Here is a 24,078-nt window from a genome sequence, read left to right on the forward strand (position 1 = left end):
GGTTACCCGTCGATTTCGCCGGCTATTCCGCGCTCGAGGCTGGCCCGGGTGCTGCCCGGCAATACAACGAGGCCGTCGAGCTCGGTACGCGCCAAACCATATGCCCGCTGCCGCTCCTGCTGCGTCGCGGAAGTGTCGGCCGCCACCCGTAACAGGCTCTGAGCACGCGCCAGCCGCTGCCGTTCCTCCCGGGAGAAGTCGCTTCTGCCTTTGCGAATGGCCTCTGCCTCCGCGGCGTTGAACGCGGTCACATAACTTTCGACAGCGTCGAGGTACTGTCGCGCGCCCTCGCGGTCGTCGAGGAGATCTTCCGCACGGACCGGCCGGTGGAAGTCGGCCGCCAGTTTGGCTTTGTGAAAGGCGGTCGTCAGTGGATCTCGCATGTCGGTCATGGCCGGGAAGTCGAGGAGCTTGGCGGCGTCGAGCTCGTACTGAAGCCAACGGGCATCGGTGTGGTCGTGCGCATCGATCGCGCGACGTATTGCTCGCCAACGCGATGCTTGATTGCCGGTTTCACCAGAGTCGGCCACCGCAGGTTCTGCGGGATCGCTTGACGCCTCCCGTTGCCTTTTCAGGGACGAGAGCGCCCGGATGCCGGCATAGATCACACCGGTCACCGGAGCGGCCAGCACCAACAACTCGAGCAGCCGAAACAGCAGTCCCACCAGGCAAGGATGCCATCATTGGGCGTCGGGGGCGCCTGCTGGACACACTGGACCCGGGAGATACGGCGTCGAGCTTAGCGTCGATGTGCGTCGACGTGAGTGACACCGAATGGTTATTGCCGGAGCCGTGAATCTTGCACCGCGCCAGGATCATCCGTTGTCGCAGCGCTTGCGCTTTGGCAAGCACCCAATGCCCCCGCCGTGGCGGCCGGGAAGGAGGTGTCGGCTGCTGTTGTGGTGGGGGCTGAGGGTACGCCCGGTTGCGGTGGTGCCACCTGTGGTGGACGTTCCAGCTGTGGTGGTGGAGGCGCCGGCTGCTGAGACGGCGGTTTTACCTGTTGTCGTGGAGGGGGCAGCCGGCGTTTTGGTGCAGCTGGCGGTGCCGCGCTCCGTGGCATAAGCGGCTTTATCGTCGGTGCCGGGATACTCGGCGGCGGCGGCGCGGGTGGAAGCTCCCCCAGGGGGACTGTCTTGATCAGTGCCGTGCCGACCGCGCCTCGGGCGTTAGTGCCCGGCCGGTCCCGCTCGCGTCGGGCTGCCGCGACGATGCCATCGACCGCTCATTCCCGCCCCGTCGCCGGCGTGGTGATCATCTTCGACGTCGGCGGCAGCGTCCAGAGGCCATTTTCCGAGGAATCCGCGTTTTGCGCGCCAGCAGTGGCCCGTTGAATCGGCTCATACACCGCAGGATGACCGCGCGCCGATCGGAGCCATATCGTCACCGGCACCGGTGCGGCACCGACGACGCTCGAGGCGGTGCCTATTAGGGCAGTGATTACCGCATACTCAGCGGGTGGTTGCCAGCTTGTGCATGGCCGTCGTCAGTCAGTAGATCCCGTCGTCATAGACGACGCCGTACCGTTATGTTTTGATTTGGTCATGCGATTGTATAGCCGTCGTGTACGTCGCCAATCACCTTATTCTGTATCGCCCGGGTGCGCTGGTGTCGATGGATCCGACGTCCATCCGGTGACCCGCAACGGAATGGAATCCCGCCGTGTCCACAGCAGGCGCTCTGGTTAGCGCCTCGGCGGTGGTGATCGCAGCAATTGTCTGTGGTGGCACGGCAGAAGCAGACCCAAACCAGGACCAGCGGTTTCTGGCGCTGCTCGATGAATTGGAAATCCCCGCCGTCGACAACGTACCGGTACTAATAGCCCGAGCCCATCAAATTTGTAGCGAACTCGATCACGGCACGTCGTTCCAGACCACAGTGGACGAGAATACCGACATGATTTATGGGGACGATCCGTCCTTACGGCGAGTTCCTGATCGCGTTAATAGAACCGCGGTCAGGTTCAGCACCGCATCAGTGGTGGTCTACTGCCCATCTCACCAGGGCGAGCTCCCGTAGTGTCTCGATAGCGATGTCCAGGGCTGCGCGTTTTCCGCCCAGGCCTTGTCAAAATGGCTGGTGTGCAGCGCCTCTCGTAGCACGGTCACCGAATTGGACAGCCGGCGTCGTGAATCATGAACCGCACCAATCTGATCCAATGCCTCAGCGCAATCGCCGCGCCGAACAACCGTGCCAACTCATGGTGGCGCCCGCCGCCGACGGTTTGGGGCGAAGCTCACGGAGGCCGTCGCGCTCAACATCGCAAACCGAAACTTTCGCCAGCGTCATCGACGACGGCAACGCCTTCGGCTCGGGGCGGCACCGCCGATCCACGGGCTGCTCGACTGACCTGGCGGGAGGTCGAGAGCCTTGCGGGTTATCCACAGCCTGATGGTGAACACCCGGTGTTGTCCGCCGGCTGTGGCATAATCGAATGTATGTTCGAGGCCCGCGGCGGTGAGGTCGCTGAGATGGATGAGTGGTTTGAGCGCCGTCATCCGTCCAAGACGCTCGAGTCGGCGAAGTTGGTGGATCGGATATGTGCGGCGGGGCGGGCAGAGAATCGGGCCGCTGCCGCCCAACTGAGCGCGATCGGGGAACTGTTTGCCTACCGGCTCTCCCGGTGTTCGGAGACCGAGGACTGGGCCATCGACACCATGGAGGCGGTGGCTGCCGAAGTCGGGGCGGCGTTGCGGATCAGCCAGGGGTTAGCGGCCAGCCGGCTGCGCTATGCCCGGGTTATGCGTGAGCGGCTGCCGCAGGTCGGCGAGGTGTTTAAGGCCGGTGACATCGACTTTCGGGCGTTTCAAACGATGGCCTATCGCACCGAGCTGATCGAGGATCGCCAGGCGCTGGCCGCCGTGGATGCCCAGTTGGCGGCGCTGGTGCCGCGCTGCCCCTCGCTCAGCCGGGGCCGGCTGGGCGCCCAGGTCGACAAGATCGTGGCCAACGCCGACGCCGATGCGGTGCGGCGCCGCAAAGAACAGCAGATCGAGCGCCAGATCCGCATCGACGAAGGCATCGGCGGTATCTCCCAGGTCGAGGGCACCCTGTTCACCCCCGATGCCCATGCGCTGGACAAGCGGTTAACCGCGCTGGCGGCCACGGTATGTGCCCATGATCCGCGCACCCGTGCCCAGCGCCGCGCCGATGCGTTGGGGGCCTTGGCCGCCGGGGCCGATCGGCTGGGGTGTGGTTGCGGGCGCACCGAGTGCGCGGCCGGAAAACGGCCGGCCGCCTCCCCGGTGATAATCCATGTGATCGCCGAGCAGGCCAGCATCGACGGGCGCGCCCAGACGCCGGCATCCCAAGTCTGCGCCGACGGGCTCATCGGCCCCGAACTGGTGGCCGAGTTTGCCGCGTCGGCCAAACTGATACCGCTGACCCACCCCGGCGATGCCCCACCAGAGCCACGCTATGTGCCATCGAAGACGTTGGCCGATTTCGTGCGGTGCCGCGATTTGACGTGTCGCTGGCCCAACTGTGATCGCCCGGCCTTCGATTGCGACCTCGACCATTCGATTCCCTATGCCCGGGGCGGGCCCACCCATGCGTCAAACCTCAAGTGCTACTGCAGAACTCACCACTTGATCAAAACCTTCTGGGGCTGGAAGGACCAACAACTGCCCGACGGCACCCTGATCCTGACCTCCCCGACCGGGCACACCTACGTCACCACCCCCGGCAGTGCACTGCTGTTCCCCAGCCTGTACGCACCCACCGCCGATCTGCCCACACCCGAAACCGCACCACCAGACCCCTGCGCCGAGCGCACCGCGATGATGCCCAAACGCCGCCGCACCCGCGCCCAAGACCACGCCTACCGTGTGGCCGCCGAACGCCGCGACAACCACCACGCCCGCACCACCCCACCAACCGAACACACCAATCAAACCGGACCCGCCCCACCCGGCATCGACGACGAACCACCCCCGTTCTGATACAGAACGGGGTCGACGTAAGCGAGGTCGCTGCCGCGCCGTTACCGCTTGTCGGTCTGACCGGCCGCGATCTCGTCTGCCGCCTTGGCGACGATCCCCCCGGCCAGCCGGGCCCACATCTCGGGAGCGTTCGCCGCGAATCGGACCAGCGCCCGCTGACGCAGCGGGGCCACGGTGACCTCGGCGCGATTTCGCTCGATGGCGGTGACTACCGCTGCACCGACCTGCTCGGGGGTGCCGGCGCCGATCAGCGGCGGCACGGCGGCGCCCGAATCGGCGAACATCCCGGCGCCGCCGATTGCCCCCGGGCTGACCACCGAGACACCCACCCCGGCGGGCCGCAGGTCGTCGCGCAGGCATAGCGCGAAGCCCCGGATGCCGAACTTCGTTAGGCCGGCAGCGCGGCATTGGCGACCAGGACGTCAATCTCCCCCGCTTCGGCGAGCAAGGCAACTGCGGCGCCGGAATCAGACAGGTCGCTGACGACCGTCCGATGGTCGAGTCCGCTCAGCGAAGCCGCAAGCTTATCCAGCTCCGCCGGTTTGCGGGAGCTCAGGATCAGTCGCGCGCCGCGGTCGGCGAGTGCCGCGGCGATCGCTCGTCCGAGGCCGCCGGTGGCGCCGGTGAGCAGGACAGTCTTGCCGGTCAGGTCCATTCGCTCGACGCTAGTCGATCCGGCGGCTCAGTATTCGAAGCGGTTCAGCACGTCATAGTCGCCGAAGGTCGCATGCAGCAGCCGGTACATCAACCGCACCGGGGTCGCCTCGATTTTCTGATAATTGGCCAGTGCGGAGGTCTGTTCGCGGAAACGCAGCCTCGGGTTCCACTGTTCAATGTCGCGGACATCGCCGATGCCCCACTTGACGATGCCTTTGGTGAATATCTTCGACAGCCGGGGACCCATCGGCGAGATGGTGTCGAAAAGCATTTCGCCGTGCTCGAATCGGTCGGTCAGGCGCGCGAGCAGCTCCCGGACGTCGCCTTCGGCAAGGTACATCAGCAGCCCTTCGGCGGCGACCAGCGTGGGACGTCCGATCGGAATCTGCTGCAGCCAGCCGGGATCGGTCACCGACATGCCGATCATGCGGTAATTGTCCATTTCGTCGTACAACCGGCGGCGCAACTCGATGACGCTCGGCTGGTCGAGATCGAACCACAGCGCCGACGCGGGGACCGCAAGACGATATGCGCGGCTGTCCAGCCCGCAACCGAGGTGCAGTACAACCGCATCGGGGTGCCGTCGAAGGAAATCAGCGCACCAGTCGTCGAGCTGCTTGGCGCGCAGCACCACCAGATACTGATTGGTGGCGGGCAGCGAGTTGCGATGTATCCGCTTGAAGTCGTAGTCGATCCGATCCACCGCTTCGGCGGCCGCCCGATCGCCCAGAATGGGTTTACGGGAACGACTTTCATACGCACGCAAATACAGGGTCACCAGGTTCGTCCATTCCACAGAACCCCAACCGACCGAACTGAAGTCGACTTTGGCTGGTGCCACCATTGCCCACCAATCTCCGGATCTCACCGGCCCAGCGAGCGTACCGAAGCGGGCTGCCACCGCTGAGGGCCGTGGTCTTCGCGGACCTGATCGTGGAAGTATCGAGGAATGCCAAACCGACTGACCGGCAAAGTCGCCCTTGTCAGCGGGGGCGCCCGGGGAATGGGTGCCTCACACGTGCGGGCGCTGGTGGCCGAGGGCGCCAAAGTTGTCTTCGGCGACATCCTCGACGAGGAGGGCAACGCCGTGGCCGCCGACATCGGAGACGCGGCCTACTACGTCCACCTCGACGTCACCGATCCCGATCAGTGGGAGGCAGCGGTCGAGGCGGCCCTGAACAGGTTCGGCGGGCTCGACATTCTGGTGAACAACGCCGGCATCCTCAACATCGGAACCATCGAGGACTACGCGCTGTCGGAATGGCGGCGGATTCTCGACGTCAACCTCACCGGCGTGTTCCTGGGCATCCGCGCGGTCGCCAAGCCCATGAAAGCCGCCGGCCGGGGGTCCATCATCAACGTCTCCTCCATCGAAGGGCTGGCCGGCACCATGGCCTCCCACGGCTATACCGCGACCAAGTTCGGGGTGCGAGGGCTGACCAAGTCAACGGCGGTCGAACTCGGAGTCAACGGAATCCGGGTGAACTCCATTCATCCCGGACTCGTCAAGACACCGATGACGCAGTGGGTGCCCGAGGACCTGTTCCAGACCGCGCTCGGCCGCGCCGCCGAACCGCAGGAGGTGTCCAACCTCGTCGTCTACCTGGCCAGTGACGAGTCGAGCTATTCCACCGGCTCGGAATTCGTCGTCGACGGCGGCACCGTGGCGGGCCTGGGACACAAGGACTTCTCCGCCGTCGACGTTGCCCAGCAGCCTGATTGGGTCACCTAACCCGGCAGCCGAGCCGTCTTGGTCGCTGCATCGGTACCAAGGCCACCTGATTTGAGGACTCAAGTCACTAGAACGAGCGGGCAGCGCCGGGTGAGATGGTGGCGTGACTACCCTTCCTTCTGCCGGATCACTTCCGATTTCCACCGTTACCGGAGACCCGGTGGCGCGTGTGGTCGCCGACGCCACAGTGGCCGACGTCGCCAACGCGATGGTCGCCGACAACGTCGGGGCAATTGTCATCGGCGACGACGAACGGCCCGCCGCGCTGGTCAGCGAACGCGACATCGTCCGGGTCGTGGCCGCCGGGAAAGACCCGAATACGGTACGGGCCCTCGACATCGCCAGCACCAAGCTGGTGTGGTGCGACGCCGAGGCGACCGTCGACCAGGTGGCCAACTGGATGATGCAGCGCTACATCCGTCACGTTCTAGTGGAGCAGGACGGCACGCCGGCCGGGATCGTTTCGGCTCGCGACCTGCTCGGCGTCTACTGCGCCGAAGCCGATCTCGACATGGGCTGACCCCGAGTAGCGGTCAGAATGCGTCAGGGCTGCGCTGGACGTCGGCGGGCACCGGGTGACGGTATAACCGCGCGGCGTTCTCCCAGGTGACCTTGCGGATCACCGGCTTGGGCAGCCCGCCGATCTGTTCGTGAATCGTTTGTTGGGTGTGCGGCCACGTCGAATCGCAATGGGGATAGTCGGCTTCCAGCATGATGTTGTCGGCGCCGATGCGGTCGTACTGGACGAACGACGACTTGTCCTCCACCGCGCAGAACCAGAAGTTGCGGGTGAAAACCTCTGCCGGAGTAAGGCTTTCACCCAGAGCCTGCCAGGTGCCATACATCTGGTGGTAGCTCAGCATATGGTCGAGGCGATCCAGCAACCCGGCGACCCAGCCGATTCCGCCCTCCGACAAACAGATCTTGAGATCGGGGAACCTGCTGGGCAGACCCGAGTACAGCCAGTCGACCGCAGCCGAAATGGCATAGGCGAAAAACAGCACACCAGCGACATCCGGCGGTGCGTCAGCGGTAGTGGACGGCGACGAACCCGACGAGCCGATGTGCAGATTCACCACGGTGCCGGTTTCGGCGCACGCGGCCATCATCGGATCCCAGTGGCCCGAGTGGATGCTCGGCAACCCCAGCATCGCCGGGTTCTCGGTGAATGTGACCGCGTGAAAGCCACGCTCGGCGTTCTCACGGATCATCGTCGCGCCGAGTTCGGGATCCAGCAGCCAGGGCAACTGGCAGGCGATGATCCGGTCCGGATACGACCCCGCCCACACCTCGAGGTGCCAGTCGTTCCACGCCCGCACCGACGCCAGCGCCAGGTCGCGATCCTTGGTCACCTGCTGCAGCCGCTGGCCGGCGAAGCCGGGCAGAAACGACGGGAAGTTCAGCGAGGCGTAGACGCCGTTGAGGTCCATGTCTTTGATGCGCTCGTGGATATCCCATGCGCCCCTGCGCATCTCGTCAAAGCGCACCGGCTCGAAACCGTACTCGGCCACCGGCCGCCCCACCACGGCGTTGAACCCGACGTTGGGCAACACCTGACCGTCGTAAACCCAGGTCTGGCCGCCGTCGGCGGTGTCCACCACGCGCGGCGCCCGGTCGGCGAACCTGCGGGGCAGACGTCCGGTGAAGGTGTCCGGCGGCTCGACGATGTGGTCGTCGACCGAGATCACCGTGTAGTGGCGTTGTGCCCGCGGCGGGTCGGGCAGAAACGTCACCGACCGGTCCGCGCCGGTCTTGGCGGTCGTGAAGTTCAGGTCCGCGGCCAGCTCATCAATCGATTTCATGCTCGTCACCGGAGAACTTCTGGGTCGGCCTTGATGGTCGTCCGCGCGGCGCCGGCCCAGTACACGTCGGCGGCGCGTTCGATAAGCGAGCGTTGCATACCCGCCATGTCCGCCCATTTCATCTGCGCGGGTTCCTTGCCGGTGAGCATGACGTCGTAGGCCAGCTTGCATACCCGTTCGATCGACGCCGCGCGGTAGACGGCTTCGGCGAGCGTGCGGCCGGTTGCGATGACGCCGTGGTTGGCCAGGATCGTCAGGTTGGCGTCTCCGATGTGCGCCGCGAGATCGGCTGCGCGGGAAGGGCTGTCGACTTCACCATCGTAGGTGTCAACCAGGCACAGGTCGTCGAGGAACAGCGAGCCGGTCTGATGCACCAGGTCGGGCAGCCTGCCCAGCGCAGCGAGTACGCACACGTAGTAGGGGTGGTTGTGAATGACCACCCGTGCGTCGTCGCGTACGCGGTGCAGTTCGGTATGGATGTGGATAGCCGGGGTGACATCCCACCGGCCACGGACCACTCGCGCCTCGGCGTCCACCACGCAGATATCCGACGCGGTGAGCTCCTGCCACCACAATCCCCACGGATTGACCAGCATGTCGGTGTGCCCGTCGGGTTGCCAGGTGATGTGTCCGGCCATGTTCTCGGCAAACCCGATCGCGGCGAGGTGGCGGAAGGCCACGGCCAGCGCCTGCTCGTCGGACAGTTCGACGCCGATCGGGGGCATCACGGCCGGCACCCACACCTCCAGACCGCCCGGGCGTGGCTCAGCAGTGTTCATCATCGACCTCCATCCTGGCGCGAATGTCTTCGCGGAGAGCGCTTTTGGCAACCTTGCCACCCGAGGAACGGGGCAGCTCGTCGACCGCGATCAGTCGCTCGGGCAGTAGCTCCTTGGAAAAGCCCAAGCCCAGCAGATGATTCACCAGGTCGGCCAGCTCCAGGGTGCGCGAGCCGACGAGTTCGGCATAGAGGCAGACCTTTTCGCCGAACACCGGATCGGGCATCGCGACCGCTGCGGCCACCGCGATCGCCGGATGAGTCAGCACGGCGTCTTCGACCTGCGCCGCACTGATGTTCTTGCCGCCGCGCACAATGAACTCGGAGATCCGGCCGGTGACCGTCAGGTACCCCTCGGCGTCGATCTCGCAGAGGTCACCCATGCGCATCCACCCGTCGCTGGTGAACAGCTTGTCGTGGTCGGTGCCGTCCAGATAGCCGAGGCTGGTCGCCGGTCCCCGGCAGGCAGGCTGGCCGCGACCCGTCGCGGTGACGTCGCGATCCCCGTCGAAAAGCCGGACCGACATCTCCGGCAGCACCCGTCCAGCGGTCCGCAGCCGGCGTTGCCGCTCATCATCCAACGTGGTCCCGCTGAGCAGCCCGGTCTCGTTGGAGCCGTAGAACTGCAAAATCCTGGCCCCGGTGATTTCCTCGAACTCCGCGGCCGGCCGGTACGGCACCGCCTCACCGCCGGTGAAAACGACACGCAGCGAGCTCAGATCGTAATCCCGGCACCCGGCGTCGGCCATCAGCATCGTCAACTGCGTACTCACACAACACAACACCGTGACCCGGTGGTCGGCTATCGCCTGCGCAGCCGCCCTTGTGGTGAACCGGTCCAGGATCACCGCGGTGGCGCCAAGATGGATCGGAGTCGTATGACTGGTCCAGATCCCGAACCCGAACGGTGTCGCGATGACCGGCAGGAACACGTCGCCAGCGGTCAACAACCCATGGGCGACGGCCTTCAGATGAAAGTAGTGCCAACGGTTTTGGGTATGCACCACACATTTGGGGCGCCCCGTGGTGCCGGAGGTGGAGTTGATCAGGAAGACGTCATCGGGCCCGAGCCGGCAGTCGATGTCCAGCGCCCCGGGTTTGGTCTCGACGCTCAGCGCCGGCGCTCCCCCGCGCCGGCCGAGCACCAGCAACGGCACCGGGTATTGCGCGGCCACACCCGCAGCAGCGTGGCTGCGCAGCCGGTCGCTGATCAGGATTTTCGGCCGGGTATCGCGCACAATCCGCGCGACTTCGCGAGGACCGGCACGCTCGCCGAGCCCGACGACTACGGCCCCGCAGCGCTCGATCGCGACGAACAGCACGTGGATGGCTGCCGAGTCGCCGTGCCACACCGCCACCCAGTCTCCCCGCGCCACCCCGACGCTCGCCAGTTGTTCGGCCAAAGCCATAGCCGCACAGTGAAATTCATGCCAGGTCAGTGGTCCGCCGGGGTAGTCGACATAGGCGGCCCGGTCGGGTAAGAGCTCGGCGTTTCGACGCACCGCATCAGACAACGTGGTGTCCGACCACCAACCGGCCGCACGGTAACGAGCCGACTCGTCGGCACTGAACGCCGCAGAACCCACGGCATCGAGCCCACCGGCACCCATCACCAAATGAAAGGAAAGCAGCGTGGCGTCATCCGAAGCCGCCACGGCGCTACCCTCAACACATCCCCTCGAGCAAAACCAGCGGGAGCGAGCGTGACGGAGATGCCCGACGGTATCTCGATCCGGCAAGCCGAGCCGGCGGACTACGCGAACGTCGCGCCGCTGCACTACCAGAGTTGGCGACTGTCCTACCGGGGAATCGTGATCCCCGAGCTGCTCGATCTCTTCGATTGGCAGACGTGGATCGGTCGGGAATACCCGCTGGCGTTGAGCCGCGACGGGTGGGCGATGTGGCTTGCCGAGTCGCGCGGCCGCATCGTCGGCGTGAGCATCTTCGGCCCGGAGCCGGGCAATCCCGACCATCTCGAGATCGACGCCCTCTACGTCGCCGCGGGACATGAACGCCGGGGCATCGGCAGTCTCTTGCTCGACCATGCGCTCGGCTCCGAGCCCTCGCATGACGCAGTCCTGTGGTGTGCCGAGATGAACCATCAGGCGCAGCGCTTCTACCAGAAGAAGGGCTTCCAGCCCGACGGGCGCTCCGACCTCTTGACCTTGATACCGGGCGTGCTGGCGGTACCCCAGATAGGTTTCACCCTGCATCGATCCACCGGCCGGGGCTGAGTCGTCCTACCGGTAACAATCAGCCGCGCGGCAGGCGGATCTTCCACCGCACGAAGCCGACGTAGAAAACACTGATCAGAACCAGCATGCCCATGTCGAACCACCACGCGCCGGGCGTGTGCTGCCAGTGCGAATCCTTCGGAGTCAGCGGGCCGGGCACCAACTTGATCAGGTCGACGGTGGAGGCCGATGCCGCGAATCCCCAGCGCGCCGGTGTCGCCCAAGACATCTGGTCGAGGCCGGCACGCCCGGTGACCGGAATCATGCCGCCGGAGAACACCAACTGCGACATGACCGCGACCACGAGCAGCGGCATGATCTGTTCATTGGATTTGGCGATAGCCGACAACGCCAGCCCGAGCATCGCTGAGGCGACACAGGTCAACGCGACGTCGGCGAACAGTTCGAGACCCGGCTTGCCCAGCGCCACCGCACCCTGCGTCGGGCCACCCTTGCCGATCAGCACGATGATCGTGACGATCGCCGACTGAACCACCGCGAACACGGTGTACACACAGATCTTGGCGATCAGGTACGCGGTGGTGGACAGGCCGACCGCCTGTTCTCGCCGGAAAATGGGCCGCTCACCGATGAGGTCGCGGATGGTCAGCGCGGTTCCCATGAAGACGGCGCCGACATTGAGCAACACCAGGATCTGGCCGGGCTCGTTGGGGGCATTGCCTATCGGATTGGGAAACCCGAAGCCGACGTCACCGGGTACCGACATCGACAGCGAACCCATGATGAACGGCAGCAGCGCCAGAAAGATGAAGTAGCCGCGGTCGGAGACGATCAACCGGATCTGCCGCCGCGCGATCGTGGAGAACTGCCGGAACAGGCTGGTATGCGACGGATCACCCAACTCGGCGGGTTGCTCGGCCGGCGGTGGTGGCGGGGGCGGGCCCGTGCGCGTCAGATACCGTGCCTGGGCGCCGTCCGGGTCGTCGGCGACCGTGCTGAAGATGTCGGCCCAGTTGGTGGTGCCCATGGCCGGGCCGATCTGGTTGGGCGGTCCGCAGAACGCGGTCTTGCCGCCGGGGGCCAGCAGCAGCACCTGATCGCAGACGTCGAGATAGGTCAGCGAATGGGTGACCACCAGCACCACCCGGCCGGCATCGGCCAACTGCCGCAGCATGGTCATGACCTGGCGGTCCAGCGCCGGGTCCAGACCCGACGTCGGCTCGTCGAGGATCAGTAGCGACGGTCCGGTCAGCAGTTCCAGCGCCACCGACGCACGTTTACGCTGACCGCCCGACAGCTTGTCGACCCGGGTCTCGAGATGCTTGGACATCTCGAGTTCCTCGAGAACCCGGGCAACCACCTGTTCCCGGTCTTCCTTGGTGGTGTCGGGCGGCAGCCGCAGCTCGGCGGCATACATCAGCGCTTGTTCGACGGTCAGCTGGCCGTGCACCACGTCGTCTTGCGGGACCATGCCGATCCTGCTGCGCAGCGAGGCGTATTCGGCGTGAACGTTGTGGCCTTCGAACGCCACCGTGCCGCTGGTCGGATGCGTGTAGCCGGCCACCAACCGCGCGAAGGTCGACTTGCCCGCGCCGGAGGGGCCGATGACGGCCGTGAGCATTCCCGGGCGCGCGGTCAACGAAATGTTGTCCAGCAAAGCCTTGTTGTTCTCGATCGTCCACGTCACCCCGCGTACGTCGAGACCGCCGGTGCGCGTCTCCAGCAGGGTCTCTTCGCGCCGCGCCAGTGCGCCGCCGGCGAAAACCAGGTCGATGTTGCCGATCGTGACGACGTCGCCGTCATGCAGCAGCGCCGATTCGACCCGCACCCCGTTGACGAAGGTGCCGTTGATGCTGCGGTTGTCGCGGATCTCGGTGCCGCCGGGCGTGGGGACCAGGGTGGCGTGGTGGCGCGACGCCAGCACCTCGGGGATGACGATGTCGTTGTCGTCGGCCCGGCCGATCCGCAGCGAGCCGGGCGGCAACTCCCCCGCGGCTTTGCCGGGCCGCAGGATCTTCATCATCGACGTCGCGATGTTGCCCGTTTCCCCGCTACGGACGGCTACCGGAGGCGGCGGACCCCCCGCGGATGGGCGGTAAATCTGCGGTGCGGCCTGCGGCCCCGACTGCGGGCGGACCGGTTGAGCGCCGGTCGGGTAGTGCGGCGGCGGTCCCGACGGCGGCGCGTGCTGTGGGCCGCTGGACGGTTGGGCGGGTATCCGGGTGGTCGGCGGTGGCTGCTGCGGCGCTTGTGGCTGCGGCGGCGCTTGTGGCTGCGGTGGCGGCTGGTGCGGCTGCCATTGGGCGCCGGTCTGCGGCGCAGCGTGGGCCGGCCAGGGTCCGCTCGGGATAGGGGGCACCGGCATCGCCGTGGTCGGCGGTGGACGCCCGACAGAACCCTGCTGGCGGCGACCGACCTCGAAGTCCAGCGCCGGACCGTCGGGATTGCCGATGTTGACCCGCTGGCCGTCGTGGATGTCGACGACCGGTACACGGCGATTGTTGACATAGAGGCCGTTGAGGCTGCCGTTGTCGATGGCGATCCAGCGGCCCTGGTCGAAGCGCAGCAACAGGTGTACTCGCGAGATAAGCGGGTCCGCGACACGCACGTCGGCGCGTAGATCACGGCCGATAACGACATCGTGGCCTGCTGCGAAGGTGCGCTCGGCTCCGTTGTATCGCACGGTCAGCACTGGTGGCGCGATTGTTTGGGTCATCGGGACCAACTGTAACGGCAGCAGCGCCAAGTGCAGAACAAGACGTGGATGAGTGTTCGTCGCGTGGAATCAGTTCGAGACATCTCGTCTCCCGCCGCCGTTGCCGGCAGCACGGACTGTGGCGCACGCGGGGACCGGCAGGCCGTGGGGCCGATTCGGCGGCGCGCAGCGCGAACTCCGTGTGACTGCAAACGGACGCGGATATACTTCATTGCCCGACGAAAGCCTCACACTCCATCCGACAGGACCGCCGGGTACGCGCCTGTCGGCCAGCAAGGAGATCTCGATGCGTCCCTGGAAGCGGCCTGCGGCCGCCTTGGCGGCAGGGGCATTGGCGTTCACCGCCGTGCCGGAAGTGTTCGACATCATGGCGCCGGCCGCCCAAGCGCGCGCGGATGTGTGCGTCAACGCCGGCCGGCGGGTTTCGGTCAGCGGGTGCGCCAACATTGCCGATGCGGTAGCTCCCTACGTTCCGCCCCCAGCCGAATACGCACCGTTGCCGGAGGACTACCCACCTCCCCCGCCACCGGCGCCAAATGTCAACGTCTGCGCCAATGTCGGTCGGCGGGTCAGCGTCAGCGGCTGCGTGTAGCCGCGGTCCATCAGGGCCAGCCGTTGCTGCGGCGAATCTCCTCGCGGCATTGACGACGGGTTTGGCCGGTCTGTTGCATGCAGATCTGGATCGGCGATTCCTGCTCGGTGGGTAGCGGCGACTCGGTGGGCTCCGCGGTGGCGGTGATCGTCGGACTCGCGACCGTGCCGGACGTGAGCGACCAGATGGTCGTGTTGGTGCCCTGCAGCGGCGAGCAGTAGGCGGTGGCCCCGGTTTTGGTGACGCCGGTACTGCCCAGCGGTGAACAGACGGCGCCGATGACCACGACGGGTGCCGGGGCTGCCGACGTAGTGGTTTCGGTCTGTGCGGCCGCGGTAGTAGACGGTGTAGTCAGTGGCGTCGCGGTGGTAGGAGTGGCGATAGAAGTGGTGGTTGTCGCCGGCGAGCCGGATGTTGTTGCGGACACGGCGCGCTCGTCGTCGGCGCGCTGGAACTCGCGGAGCGCTACTACGATCGCGATGACCAGCAGTATCGCCAGCACCGCGGGGACCAGCACGGCTGGTCGTACCAGCGACCGTTTGGCCGGCGGCACGGGCACCGCGACGGGTTGGGCGATAGTTTCGTCGGCATCGCCAGCACCGCCCAGCCGATGGCCGAGTGCCCGGGCGAAGTCGATGCACCGCTGATAGCGGTCCTTGGGATCTTTGGCCAGTGCTTTGGCGAACACGGGGTCGAGGTCCGCCAGGGCGGGCAGCCGATCACCGATCGGCGGGGGCGACGCGCTGAGGTGCTGGCTGATCACCACGGCGGGGTTGGAGTGCTGGAACGGTGGGGTGCCGGTGAGCAGGTGAAACGCCGTCGCGGCCAGGGCGTACTGGTCGGCCCGGCCGTCGAGGTCTTGGCCCATCAGCTGTTCGGGCGCCGCGTAGGACACGGTGCCCACCGTCATATTGGTCGCGGTCAACCCGCTGGCTTCGCCCACCCAACCGGCGATCCCGAAGTCGGCCAACATGATTCGCCGGTCCGCGGAGTCTGGCTTGGCGATGAGGATGTTGGCGGGCTTGACGTCGCGGTGCAGCAGCTTGTGTTCGTGGGCGTAGTCGAGCGCTTCGGCGACCGCAGTGATGATCGCGGTGACCTCGGGGCCCGGCATCCCGTTGGGATAGCGCTCGCGCAGCAACCGTACGGCGTCCACACCGTCGACGTAGTCCATGTCGATCCACAACTGGCCGTCGGCTTCGCCCCGATCGTGGACCGCGACGATATGCGGATGCCACAGCGAAGCCGCGGCGTCCGCTTCACGGTTGAAGCGTTCCCGGTACTCGGTGTCGGCCGACACCTCCGTCCGGAGTACCTTCAGGGCATCCTGGCGGGGCAGTCTCGGGTGCCGGGCCAGGTAGACCTCGCCCATCCCGCCGGAGCCCAGCTGTCGGACGATGGTGTAGCCGGCGAACGTCGAACCTTCGGCGAGCGGCATGGCGGCATCGTAGCCCGCCATGTCGATGAGGGGTCGAAGATCAGGGTGTCCGGCCAGGTCAGGACTTACCGGCTGTGATCGATCACACGGGCGCTGCGGCGACCGACTACCGGTTGGTCGCGTTTTCGAGGCCAAGACGCCGGGTAACCCGGCGTCCATGCGCGATAGCCCCATGCGTGATAGCAATGTCTTTCCCGACGACGTGCCCGTCGCCGATGCCGTGCAACAACGGCTGCCGACCGCGGACTCTCCGTCGAACGACCTGTCCGACGGATCCGAAGGAGCGGTCCCAACCTGGTCGCACCCCGACGATGTGCCGCTCGAGACCACGGCATACGACTGGCAGGAGCAGCGGGAAACGGTGCTGATCGACGACGAGTTGGACGAACCGCAGCGGCAGGAATTGGACCTGCCACCGGGCCACGAGGCCTAGGTCGCGCGGCTCAGGCGCCCGGCAGAATATCGAAGAGCGGCCGGATGCTGACTTGGAAGTTGCCCGGACCCGCGGTCGCCAAGGTGCCGTCTGCCACGGACACGGCGAGATTGAGGAATCCGTTGAAGGCTTTGGCACCCGAGCCGATGCCGCCGACGATCGCGAGGTTGGCGCCCGCCAACGCGCCCGCCGCGTCGCCGGCCAGGGCCGTGTTGTTGCCTCCCACGACGACCGCGACATTGAGCGGTCCGTTGGCGCCGGCGAGGATCCCGTGGTTGTTGTCACCGACCACGGTGGCGGCGTTGAGGATGTTGGCCGGGCCGTTACCGACGGCTTCGACTCCGTTGTTGCCGAAGCCGACGACGGTGGCGACGGTGGCGAGATCGGCAGCGCCCTGCCCGCGGGCCGCGACGTTGATGTTGGAATCACCGACAGCGGTGGCGATGCTGCCGATATTGACCCCGCCACCGCTGGCCGCGATGGTGTTGTTGTCGCCGATGGCAGTCGCGGCGATGGCGATGTTGCCGCCCACGCCACCGGCCTGGGCCGCCACGTTGGTGTTGCCATCACCGATGGCGGTGCCCAGGGTGGCGATATTGCCGCCGAGCCCCGATGCGGTGGCCGAGGCCCCGTTGTTGCCGCCGGCGGCAGTCGCCAAGGTGGCGATGTTCTCCACGCCGGACGCCGAGGCTGTGGCCGAATTGCCGCCACCGATGAACGCGGTGGCGACGGTAGCGGTATTGCCCGCGCCGCTGGCGGTGGCCGAGACCGCGTTGCCGTCGGTGATCGTGGTTCCCAGGGTGGCGATATTGCCGCCGATGCCGACCGCTCTGGCCACCGCGGCGGTGTTGTTGTTGCCGATCACAGTGGCCAGCGTGGCGATGTTGCCGCCCACCAGACCGCCGGCTTCGGTGACTCCCCCGGTGTTGTTGTCGCCGATCACGGTGCCCAGGGTGGCGATGTTCTCCACGCCGAAGGTGCTGACTTTCATCTGGTTGCCGCTGCCGATCACGGTGGAGGCGGTGGGGACATTGCCCACGCCGGTCGCACCAGCCGTGGCGATGTTGTTGTCGCCGAACGCATTGGCCAAGGTGGCGATATTGGCGCCGATTCCCCCGGCCGCGGCGCTGACTTGACTGTTGCCGTTGCCGATTGCGGTGGCGACGGTGGCGATGTTGCCTCCCACGCCCGTCGCGCTGGCGGCGACCCCATTGCTGTCGCCGCCTGAGGTCGCAAAGGTGGCGATATTCTCCAGGCCGAACACGGTGACTTCGGCGGAGCCCTTGTCGCCGATGGCGGTGGCAACGCTGGCGATATTGCCCGAGCCGGTGGCACTGGCCGCGACCGTGGTGTTGCCGTCACCGATCACGGTGCCCAGGGTGGCGATGTTGCCGCCGATGCCCACGGCTTTGGCGCCCGTGGTGGTGTTACCGCTGCCGAACACCGTGGCCAGGGTGGCGATATTGCCGCCCGCTCCGCCGGACTCGGCGGCTACCGTGCCGTTGCCGTCACCCCACGAGGTCGCCACGGTCGCGATGTTCTCCACGCCGAACGAGTTGGCAACCAGCCCGCTGCCGCTCCCGAAACTGGTGGCGACGGTCGCAATATTGCCCAGCCCGGTCGCGCTGACCTGGGCCGTGTTGTTGTCACCGAAAACGGTTGCCAGGGTGGCGATATTGCCGCCGCCGCCGCCGGCCGAGGCGCTGACCTGGCTGTTGCCGTCGCCGATTGCGGTGGCGATGGTGGCGACATTGGCGCCCAGGCCCGGGTTGCCGGCGGCGACCCCGTTGTTGTCACCGATTGCGGTGGCAAAAGTGAAGTCGTTCTCCACACCGAACCCCGAGATTTTGGCGGAGTTGCCGTTACCGATGAGCGTCGCGACGTTCGCGGTATTGCCGACGCCGAGCGAACTGACCGACGCCGTGTTGTTGTCACCCCAAACGGTGGCCAGGGTGGCGACGTTCCCGCCACCGCCGCCGGCCTCGGCGCTGACCTGGCTGTTGCCGTTGCCGATTGCGGTGGCGATGGTGGCGACATTGGCGCCCAGGCCCGGGTTGCTGGCGGCGACTCCGTTGTTGTCACCGATTGCGGTGGCAAAAGTGAAGTCGTTCTCCACGCCTAACCCCGAGATTTTGGCGGTGTTGCCGTTACCGATGAGGGTCGCGACGTTGGCGGTGTTGCCGACGCCGAGCGTGCTGACCGAGGCTGTGTTGTTGTCTCCGAACACGCTGGCCAGAGTGGCTATGTTGCCGCCGCCTCCGCCGGCCTCGGCGCTGACCTGAGTATTGCCCTGGCCGATGGCCGTCGCGAAGGTCGCGATGTTGGCGCCGACTCCGGGCGTGCTGGCCGAGACGTTGTTGTTGTCACCGTAGGAGGTGGCCACCGTGGCGATATTTTCCACCCCGAGAGCGCTGGCCGAAGACGTGTTGTTGTTACTGAACAGCACGGTGGACACCGTGGCGATGTTGCCGGCGCCCAGCGCGCTCGCCGAAGCGGAGCTCTTGTCGCCGATCACGGTGGCCACCGAGGCGATATTGCCGCCTCCGGCGCCGGACACGGCGCTGACCTGAGTGTTGTCGCTGCCGATGGCGGTGGCGACGGTGGCGATGTTGGCGCCCAGCCCCGGCGCGCCAGCGGCAATTCCGTTGTTGTCACCGATCGCGGTGGCCACCGTGGCGATATTTTCCACGCCGATCACATTGACGTCGGCGGTGTTGTTGTCCCCGATGACGGTGGCGACGCTGGCGATATTGGCCGCACCAAGGGCCTGGTTGGTGACGCTGTTGCCGTCACCGAGTGCGGTAGCCACGGTGGCGATATTGCCGCCGCCGGGGCCGGCTACGGCGTTGACCTGGGTGTTGCCCTGGCCGATAGCGGTGGCCACGGTGGCGATGTTGCCCCCGATACCGGGCGCGGATGCCGAGACATTGCTGCCGTCACCCAAGGCGGTGGCCACGGTGGCGATATTCTCCACCCCCAACGCGCTGGCGTCGGCGCTGCTGTTGCTGCTGAACAACACGGTCGCTACGTCGGCGATATTGCCGGCACCCAGGCCGCTGGCCGAGGCCGTGTTGTTGCCCCCGAACAGCACGGTCGCCACCGAGGCGATATTGCCGCCCCCGGCGCCAGACTCGGCGGCAACCTGATTGTTGCCCTGGCCGATACCGATGGCGGTGGCGACGGTGGCGATATTGCCCCCCACGCCAAGCGAATTGGTGGCCGAGACCCCGTTGTTGTCGCCGATCGAGGTGGCCACAGTGGCGATATTTTCCACGCCGAACGAGCTGGCAGACACCGTGTTGTCGTTGCTGAACAATGCGGTGGACACGTTGGCGATATTGCCGGCACCGAACGCGCTTGCCGTGACCTTGTTGCCGTTACCGAACGACGTCGCGACGGTAGCGATATTGCCGCCGGCCCCGCCGGCGTCGGCGCTGACTTGGCTGTTGTCGTTGCCGAATGCGGTGGCGACGTTGGCGATATTGCCGCCGACGCCCACGCCGCTGGCTCCGACCGCATTGTTGTTACCGGCCGTGGTGGCCACCGTGGCGATATTGTCTACGCCGATCGCTTTCGCGGTAGCCGAGTTGCCATTGCCCAGCGCGGTGGCCACGTTGGCGATATTGCCCGCACCGAGCGCGCTTGCCGCCACGTTCGGGGCGTTGTTGCCGAACGCGGTAGCCACCGTGCCGATATTGCCCGTGCCGGTGGCGTCGGCCGTCACCGAGCTGTTGCCATTGCCGCCCGCGGTGGCCACCGTCCCGATGTTCTCCGCACCGAACGAGTTGGCTTTGACCACGTTGTTGTCGCCGAACAACGCGGTGGCCGCGGTGAGGGTGTGCGCACCGGTCGCGCTGGCGGCAACCGTGTTGCCGTCCCCGACGAACACGGTGGCGGCGGTGCCGAGATTGCCACCCACGCCGGTCGCGGTGGCCGCGACGGAGTTGTTGTTGCCGAAGGCGCTGGCGAGAACGATCTCATTGAGGCCCGCGCCGCCCGCCTGGGCCAGGACCGTGTTGTTGCCGCTACCGGCGACGGTGGCCACCACGGCGTTGTTCTCCACGCCGAACGCGTTGGCAGCGACCCCGGAATTGTTGCTGCCGAACACGGCCGACACGATGCCGGTGTTTTCCACACCGTTGACGACGGCCGAGACGTCGGTGTTGTTGTTGCCGAACACCGCCGCCACGGTGGCGTTGTTCTCCACACCGTTGGCGATGGCGGTAACCGTGTTGTCGCTGCCGAACGCGGCAGCCACGGTGCCGATATTGCTGACGCCGATGGAACTGGCCCTGATCGTGTTGTTGTTTCCGAACGCGAGAGCGCCGGTGCCGAGGTTGACTCCGCCGGTGGCGCTGGTTGAGCTGTTGCTGCCAAACGAGCCGGCAACGTTCAGGACGCCGCCGGTGGCCTCGGCGGTGCTGCCGCTACCGAAGGCAAGAGCGATGTCGGTCACGCCGGCATTGGCCGTGCTGTTCGCCCCGGAGGCGACGGCCAGGCCGCCAAAGGTCGAGTTGGCGTTCGCGGTGCCGCTCTGCACCAGCTGCAGCCCGAAGATGGAGATACTGAAGTCCGTTGCGGCCGGCAGCGCCAGCGCCTGCTGCAACGGCGCCAGCTGTGCCGCCGCCGCCGACACACCGGTGTGGTAGGCCGACATCACGGCCACATCGGCGGCCCACATCTCCTCGTACAAGCCCTCGGTCGCCGCTATCGCAGGTGAGTTCTGGCCGAACAGGTTCGAGATCACCAGCGCCACCAGATCGTTGCGGTTGGCCGCCACCAGGGCCGGATGGACGATCGCCGCCTGTGCGGCCTCGAACACCGCCGCGACCGTGGTGGCCTGCCCGGCCGTCCCTGCCGCTGAAGCTGCCGCCGCGCTCAACCAGCTCGCGTAGGGTGCCGCCGCGGCCGCCATCGCCGCCGAGGCTGGGCCCTGCCACGCCCCGCGCGCCAGTCCAGCTGTGACCGAGGTGAACGACGACGCCGCGGCCTGTAACTCGTCGGCCAGACTTCCCCACGCCGCCGCTGCCTCCAACATCGGTTGGACCCCGGCGCCGGCAAACATCCGTAGCGAGTTGATCTCCGGCGGCAACACGGAAAAGTTCATCGGATCCATCCTTTTCCTATTTGGTTCCTATTGGCGGGGCTTTGTGCTGGCCGTCTCACCGGGAACACCGTCGCGAATAACCGGCTGTTCCTGGCCAGCTGCCCGCGCCCGGTGCAGACCTCCGGGCGGCCCCGCGTGGCCGCGTCCCATCGCGCACCTCCCGCCACGAGAACCAGGCCACCGACCGGTCATCGAACAGCTTGGCAGCAAAAACATATCTGGCTTTGACACGCAGTACCTGCGTTTGCCTGAAATACCGTCGTCGGTCCGAAAAATCTCGGGTGCCACGGCCGTCACCACACGGCTAAGAGTTGGTTGTGCAGCGAGTGAAGACAACGATAACGATTATGCCGCAACGATTTTCGAAACGGATCGAAAATTTTGCGGCCGGAATTGGAGCCCAGGAAATTTTCCGCTCCGAAGATGGCAAATGGCCGCTCCCACGGCGCGGGCCACGCCGTCGACCAGGTACCGCCGCCGGTTAAGGCCCTACCGGGTGGTCCCGTCGCGAAATCGGGACAAGGTCGTCGACGGCGTTCGCAGAACTGCAGGTCTTGCTCTTCTTCTTCCCGGCGCAGGTTATCCCAGCACGGTGTGCATCAACATCACGTTGTATGCCGACCACAGCGACAGGTTGAAGTACACGTCTTTACCGGTCGACCAGGGATGCATCATCGGCGCGTAGATGCCGCCAGGCATCTGCCAGGACGACACGAGCATTTGCTCGGGGCTCCACGGGCCCTGCGGAGCCGGCGCAGTGCGCGCCACGACGTCGTTCATACCGTTGGTGTACATCACCAAATATTGCTTCAGATAAGTGTTGTATTGAGCCGACATTTCGCCCACCGGTCCCGGGATAACCGGCGTCGCGGCATCCGGTTTGTTCGGTACCCAGGAATTCGAGTCACCGTTCCAGTATTGGTATTTGCTCAGATCCGGCACGAACTGCTGGGGAACTCGTGCTACATACGCCGAACCGCCGCGTCCCGGTGGGGTGCCGAACGAGTACAGGTAGCCGTCGTTGGACTTGACGAAAGCCCCCATCTGGAAGTTTTCGTTGCCAGGCACAGACCTGGCTCGTCCGGTGTCGGGCCCGGAGGCGCGGATGGTGCCGGGATAGACCCCCCAGTTCTGGCCGTTGTCCTTGGACACCGCGATGCCCGAGTAGTTGGTGGTCCATTCACCGTCGCGGCCCCAATCCCTAATGGACATGAAGTTGATGTATTGGGTTTTCCCTATGGAGATTCCGGAGGTCGGAATGATTCCGGTCTCGTTGGGCGCCCACTTGATGCTGCTAATGATCTGCTTGGAAAAGCCCGGTTGACGCACCGGCGAACCGGAATACCGGTTGGCGGCGTCGCCGGGCGCGACGCGAATTCCGTCGCCCAGGTCACGGTCCTGACTGCGGAACAGCGTGTTGTACCGCCACTGGTGTTCGTTGACCGCGCAATAGCCGAAGGTGTCACCGAAGGCCATGAGTACCTGGTGGTTGGCGGGATCGCCGTTGTCCCAAAGGATTCCGAGGTCGGTTCCGGAAATGCCGAATTGTTCGAGAGTCTTGTTGGGGCTGTCGGGTCCGGTCACCCACTCGGCAAGCGACGTCGTGGCACCCCCGAGTGCGGCGCCAGGATCGGGTGCCCCGGGCGCCGGCACCGGCGCCGCATTGGGGGCCAACTGGGTCGCATTGGGAGACGGGTTGCCCGGGTTGGGCGGAGCGGGCGGGGGGACCGCCGCCTGGTGCGGCGGAGTCGCCGCTTGCTGCTGTATCGGAGCGGACCGAGGACCCGGATTCATCAACCGTGACAGGGGGCCCAGTCTGGGCAACGGCGCCCGGTCATTCGCACCACGAGGCCTCGGCCCCCTCGTCATCGGGCCGAGCGTCGTGCCGCCCGGGTTGGTCACAATGGCGTTCGGCGGCGGCGGGGCGTTGGCGGCGTCCCCGCTGCACGGCACCGCCGTCGCTGCCGGCGCCAGGCCCACCGCACTGATGAGTCCCAATGCAGCCGCCGACGCCACCGATACCGACACGACTCGATGAATCGCCGACATGTCACAACCTTCCAGGGGCACAAACGTCGGATTGACGTCCGCAGTTGGCTGATGTGACGATAGTGATTCATGTGGTCGTTGTGATCACGGATCCGTGATAGGTATGCACCTGTGATCGTGTCGCAGTCCCAACGCAACCCGCGCCCCGCGTATTTCACCCCCTGGCCGGCACGGAAGCATCGAGAACAGGTCTTACCTCCCGAAGCCCGCGTCCCGCAACGCCCGGGCCATCGAGCCAGCCGGCGAGTTGGCCGACTGATGGCCGAAGTTCTTGCCATGAGCCGAGTTTCGCCGCTCTAGTCGGCTCACCGGCCGGCGTTGCGGATCGTCGTTGAGGCGCAGGCTCAGTCCGACCCGCCGGCGTTCGACGTCGACATCGATGACCTTCACCCGCACCACCTGTCCGGACCGTACGACGTCGTGGGGGTCGGCAACGAAGCGCTCGGCCATCGCGGAGACATGCACCAGGCCATCCTGATGCACGCCGATGTCGACGAAGGCGCCGAAAGCGGCGACGTTGGTCACCACCCGTTACCTGAAATGTGAGTGTTTGTGTGACTGGGCATTTCAGGCAGCCCGTCCTTTCGGGCGGGCACTCCGTTGAGAAACGGTTCCGGTTTCACTGCCACCAGCCGCGC

Annotated in this window: 17 protein-coding genes and 2 pseudogenes; 7 read left to right on the forward strand and 12 right to left on the reverse strand. The window is 66.2% G+C overall.

The window, feature by feature from the left end; translation table 11 throughout:
• Positions 1-2 precede the first annotated feature (2 nt).
• A complete protein-coding gene (locus AWC07_RS26275) occupies positions 3-665 on the reverse strand; it encodes a hypothetical protein (RefSeq protein ID WP_036413033.1) in 663 nt (220 codons plus the stop codon).
• Between the two features lie 997 nt (positions 666-1,662).
• Here AWC07_RS26275 and AWC07_RS26280 point away from each other — a divergent pair.
• Entirely contained in the window at positions 1,663-2,019 is a 357-nt protein-coding gene (locus AWC07_RS26280) for a DUF732 domain-containing protein (RefSeq protein ID WP_084293507.1), read from the forward strand.
• A gap of 419 nt (positions 2,020-2,438) precedes the next feature.
• Positions 2,439-3,941 (forward strand): HNH endonuclease signature motif containing protein, encoded by a 1,503-nt coding sequence (locus AWC07_RS26285; protein WP_036413035.1) that lies wholly within the window; start codon positions 2,439-2,441, stop codon positions 3,939-3,941.
• Between the two features lie 41 nt (positions 3,942-3,982).
• Here the strand turns inward: AWC07_RS26285 and AWC07_RS29205 are convergent, their stop codons facing one another.
• The 3 genes from AWC07_RS29205 to AWC07_RS26295 are packed head-to-tail and all read right to left on the reverse strand — an operon-like array spanning position 3,983 to position 5,442.
• A complete protein-coding gene (locus AWC07_RS29205) occupies positions 3,983-4,270 on the reverse strand; it encodes an SDR family oxidoreductase (protein ID WP_244187712.1) in 288 nt (95 codons plus the stop codon).
• A 59-nt stretch (positions 4,271-4,329) separates the two neighbouring features.
• Positions 4,330-4,596 carry an SDR family NAD(P)-dependent oxidoreductase gene (locus tag AWC07_RS29210; protein WP_244187713.1) on the reverse strand — a complete coding sequence of 89 codons (267 nt, stop codon included), beginning with the start codon at positions 4,594-4,596 and terminating at the stop codon, positions 4,330-4,332.
• Between the two features lie 27 nt (positions 4,597-4,623).
• Positions 4,624-5,442, reverse strand: a complete 819-nt coding sequence (locus AWC07_RS26295) for a class I SAM-dependent methyltransferase (RefSeq protein WP_036413037.1) — start codon at positions 5,440-5,442, stop codon at positions 4,624-4,626.
• 105 nt (positions 5,443-5,547) lie between these two features.
• Between AWC07_RS26295 and AWC07_RS26300 the strand changes: the two genes are divergently transcribed.
• Complete coding sequence (locus tag AWC07_RS26300) at positions 5,548-6,330, forward strand: SDR family oxidoreductase (RefSeq protein ID WP_036413039.1); 783 nt, start codon at positions 5,548-5,550, stop codon at positions 6,328-6,330.
• 103 nt (positions 6,331-6,433) lie between these two features.
• The gene (locus AWC07_RS26305; protein ID WP_036413040.1) at positions 6,434-6,850 is read left to right on the forward strand and encodes a CBS domain-containing protein; all 417 of its coding nucleotides are present in this window, start codon (positions 6,434-6,436) and stop codon (positions 6,848-6,850) included.
• A gap of 13 nt (positions 6,851-6,863) precedes the next feature.
• Here AWC07_RS26305 and AWC07_RS26310 read toward each other — a convergent pair whose 3' ends face one another.
• The 3 genes from AWC07_RS26310 to AWC07_RS26320 are packed head-to-tail and all read right to left on the reverse strand — an operon-like array spanning position 6,864 to position 10,520.
• Positions 6,864-8,132: an amidohydrolase family protein gene (locus AWC07_RS26310; RefSeq protein ID WP_036413041.1), complete on the reverse strand. Its 1,269-nt coding sequence runs from the start codon at positions 8,130-8,132 to the stop codon at positions 6,864-6,866.
• A 5-nt stretch (positions 8,133-8,137) separates the two neighbouring features.
• Positions 8,138-8,911, reverse strand: a complete 774-nt coding sequence (locus tag AWC07_RS26315) for a class II aldolase/adducin family protein (RefSeq protein WP_051507975.1) — start codon at positions 8,909-8,911, stop codon at positions 8,138-8,140.
• The gene (locus AWC07_RS26320; RefSeq protein ID WP_036413049.1) at positions 8,898-10,520 is read right to left on the reverse strand and encodes a class I adenylate-forming enzyme family protein; all 1,623 of its coding nucleotides are present in this window, start codon (positions 10,518-10,520) and stop codon (positions 8,898-8,900) included. The genes AWC07_RS26315 and AWC07_RS26320 overlap by 14 nt, the downstream gene beginning before the upstream one ends.
• Positions 10,521-10,622: 102 nt before the next feature.
• Here AWC07_RS26320 and AWC07_RS26325 point away from each other — a divergent pair, with 102 nt between their 5' ends.
• On the forward strand, positions 10,623-11,144 hold the full coding sequence (locus AWC07_RS26325) for a GNAT family N-acetyltransferase (RefSeq protein ID WP_244187714.1): 522 nt from the start codon (positions 10,623-10,625) through the stop codon (positions 11,142-11,144).
• 19 nt (positions 11,145-11,163) lie between these two features.
• Here the strand turns inward: AWC07_RS26325 and AWC07_RS26330 are convergent, their stop codons facing one another.
• Positions 11,164-13,821, reverse strand: coding sequence for an FHA domain-containing protein (locus AWC07_RS26330; RefSeq protein ID WP_036417639.1), 2,658 nt, complete (start codon positions 13,819-13,821; stop codon positions 11,164-11,166).
• A gap of 286 nt (positions 13,822-14,107) precedes the next feature.
• Here AWC07_RS26330 and AWC07_RS26335 point away from each other — a divergent pair, with 286 nt between their 5' ends.
• Entirely contained in the window at positions 14,108-14,413 is a 306-nt protein-coding gene (locus AWC07_RS26335) for a hypothetical protein (protein ID WP_036411851.1), read from the forward strand.
• Between the two features lie 10 nt (positions 14,414-14,423).
• Here the strand turns inward: AWC07_RS26335 and AWC07_RS26340 are convergent, their stop codons facing one another.
• On the reverse strand, positions 14,424-15,851 hold the full coding sequence (locus AWC07_RS26340) for a serine/threonine-protein kinase (RefSeq protein ID WP_036411861.1): 1,428 nt from the start codon (positions 15,849-15,851) through the stop codon (positions 14,424-14,426).
• Between the two features lie 172 nt (positions 15,852-16,023).
• Here AWC07_RS26340 and AWC07_RS26345 point away from each other — a divergent pair, with 172 nt between their 5' ends.
• Positions 16,024-16,284 carry a hypothetical protein gene (locus AWC07_RS26345; RefSeq protein ID WP_084293454.1) on the forward strand — a complete coding sequence of 87 codons (261 nt, stop codon included), beginning with the start codon at positions 16,024-16,026 and terminating at the stop codon, positions 16,282-16,284.
• A 10-nt stretch (positions 16,285-16,294) separates the two neighbouring features.
• On the opposite strand, the gene AWC07_RS26350 is transcribed toward AWC07_RS26345, so the two are convergent.
• From AWC07_RS26350 to AWC07_RS26360, 3 genes and pseudogenes are all read right to left on the reverse strand, one after another.
• Positions 16,295-21,391 carry a PPE domain-containing protein gene (locus AWC07_RS26350; RefSeq protein WP_036411854.1) on the reverse strand — a complete coding sequence of 1,699 codons (5,097 nt, stop codon included), beginning with the start codon at positions 21,389-21,391 and terminating at the stop codon, positions 16,295-16,297.
• A gap of 579 nt (positions 21,392-21,970) precedes the next feature.
• Positions 21,971-23,549, reverse strand: a pseudogene (locus AWC07_RS26355) (DUF4185 domain-containing protein).
• Positions 23,550-23,632: 83 nt separating this feature from the next.
• Positions 23,633-23,968: pseudogene (locus AWC07_RS26360) on the reverse strand (S1 RNA-binding domain-containing protein); the annotation flags it as partial.
• Positions 23,969-24,078: the final 110 nt, after the last annotated feature.

This window comes from Mycobacterium gastri (assembly GCF_002102175.1).
GTDB lineage: Bacteria > Actinomycetota > Actinomycetes > Mycobacteriales > Mycobacteriaceae > Mycobacterium > Mycobacterium gastri.